This is a genomic window from Salinihabitans flavidus, assembly GCF_900110425.1.
Classification (GTDB): Bacteria; Pseudomonadota; Alphaproteobacteria; order Rhodobacterales; family Rhodobacteraceae; genus Salinihabitans; species Salinihabitans flavidus.
Genome location: NZ_FODS01000079.1, coordinates 1 through 1,231, shown reverse-complemented (window position 1 = coordinate 1,231; position 1,231 = coordinate 1). Strand labels below are relative to the sequence as shown.

The following is a 1,231-nucleotide window of genomic DNA, read 5'->3' as shown; positions in this document are numbered from 1 at the left end:
ACGGGGAGGTGATTGAAGCGCTCAATAGGCACATGGCGGAAAATCCCGTTTCAAGCATCTCAGACATGGCAACCAATCAAGGTCGGGGAGACGCAGCATGAGCGCACCGCATCTAACGCTTGTCGTTTCGAATGAACCATGGCCCGAGGATGGGGCCGGGCGGGATCAAATGTCCTGTCCCAACCGGCTGGAGCCTTACCGGCTGCGCGCCGAGTTTCCCGAGCTATGGTCGGGCTATGTGCGGAGCCGGTTCCGTCGGATCGAGGATGTGGCGGTATTTTTCGACGTCCGGTTCCAGACGGCCTGCAACTGGTGGCACGGCGACAACCGGCCCTCGGGGGACAAGGTGGCGCTGGCGGTACTGACCGATCCCGCGGGCTTTGCGGCGCATTTCGCGGGCGATCGGCGGAGGGCGGCGTGATGGCGTTTCAGACGGATCTGTTGGGGCGCCCGCCGGTGATGCGGCCGATTCCGCGCAAGGAGAAGGCGCAGCGGTACCAGATCGCGCGCTCCGCCCGGCGGGAAGACTGCATCGAGGTGCGGGTGCCTTACGTGATGATTGGCACGGCGGGCCCGGAAGGTGCGGGGCGCAAGGGCGTCACCCTTCCGCGCCCGCCGTGGGAGCGCGAGCTATGAGCGCGCGGCTGCATATTTCCAATGGGACACCGGGGGCGGGCCTTCCCCCGGTCAGAGCGCGGGCGTGTCGGGGTCTGCGCTCCGGGCGCGGGTTGGCAGGTCCCGCGCCCGTTTCCAATCATCAGCTAAAAAGAGTCTTGGCAGATCTATCAAACTACCATAGCGTGTGTGGCAGGGTGGCACTCTATCCAAACTCGATACCCCAACGCCACCCCCTTGGGCGCGTCTGCCAGCTGGCGGCGCGCCCGCTTTTCTTCCGGAGGGCGCGGCATGGCGCGTGATCCGGCGATCCCCGACAGCATCGTGTTTCGCAGGCTCTGGGATGACGGAATGCCTGCGCGGGACATCGCGGAGCGGTTCGGCGTCAGCTACATGACCGTCAACCGGCTGGCGGCGCGCTATGGCTACCCCGCGCGCGGCGCGCCGAAGCTGCCCGATTGCGCCGAGTTCCGGCGGATGTGGGCTGAAGGTGTGCGGACAGAGGATATCGCGGCGCACTTCGGGGTGAGCGCGGGGCTGGTGAGCAGCCGGGCCAAGCAATGCGGATTGCCGCCGCGGGCAAAGATGGGGCCGAAGCTGACCGACAGCGCGGAGT

At 66.5% G+C, this 1,231-nt stretch carries 3 protein-coding genes; all 3 read left to right on the top strand.

The annotated features are described in order from the left end of the window. Positions 1-97 precede the first annotated feature (97 nt). Complete coding sequence (locus BMW66_RS19880) at positions 98-421, top strand: hypothetical protein (RefSeq protein ID WP_093120899.1); 324 nt, start codon at positions 98-100, stop codon at positions 419-421. Continuing rightward, positions 421-636 (top strand): hypothetical protein, encoded by a 216-nt coding sequence (locus BMW66_RS19875; RefSeq protein WP_093120898.1) that lies wholly within the window; start codon positions 421-423, stop codon positions 634-636. Before BMW66_RS19880 ends, BMW66_RS19875 begins: the two co-directional genes overlap by 1 nt. A gap of 270 nt (positions 637-906) precedes the next feature. Further along, positions 907-1,231, top strand: a 325-nt coding sequence (locus BMW66_RS19870) for a helix-turn-helix domain-containing protein (protein WP_139196343.1), incomplete at its 3' end; no start/stop codon positions are given.

Coding starts and splice junctions, on each gene's coding strand:
- BMW66_RS19880 (WP_093120899.1), top strand. CDS start 98: ATGAGCGCACCGCATCTAACGCTTGTCGTTTCGAATGAACCATGGCCC.
- BMW66_RS19875 (WP_093120898.1), top strand. CDS start 421: ATGGCGTTTCAGACGGATCTGTTGGGGCGCCCGCCGGTGATGCGGCCG.